The sequence below is a fragment of the Aequorivita xiaoshiensis genome (assembly GCF_022008395.1).
Lineage (GTDB): Bacteria > Bacteroidota > Bacteroidia > Flavobacteriales > Flavobacteriaceae > Aequorivita > Aequorivita xiaoshiensis.
Genome location: NZ_JAIRBB010000074.1, coordinates 1 through 415 on the forward strand (window position 1 = coordinate 1; position 415 = coordinate 415).

Genomic DNA, 415 nt, shown 5'->3' on the forward strand with positions numbered 1-415 from the left:
TCTTTTCTCTAATAAAGCACAGTCTCATAGCTCAGCTGGTTAGAGCGCTACACTGATAATGTAGAGGTCGGCAGTTCGAGTCTGCCTGAGACTACAAGTCGAAGATAGACGAGAAGTTTATCCTGAGTAAGTCGCTAGAGCGACGCATCGAAGGAAGTCTGCCTGAGACTACAAGTCGAAGATAGACGAGAAGTTTATCCTGAGTAAGTCGCCAGAGCGACGCATCGAAGGGAGTCTGCCTGAGACTACGAAATCGAGATTTAGTATCGAGATTTAAGTTTAAAGGAGAGTTATTTCTTCGGAAATATACGTTCATAAATACATATTGAAAGGAAATTTTAGAAGTTGAAGCGAGATTACTTCATTATTCGTAATTCTGAATTCATAATTCTGAATTTCAAAAAATGGGGAATTA

1 tRNA gene is annotated in these 415 nt (G+C 39.8%); it reads left to right on the plus strand.

The features are described 5' to 3' along the window. Nucleotides 1-20 precede the first annotated feature (20 nt). Nucleotides 21-94, plus strand: a tRNA-Ile gene (locus tag K8344_RS14035). The last annotated feature ends 321 nt before the right edge of the window (nt 95-415 follow it).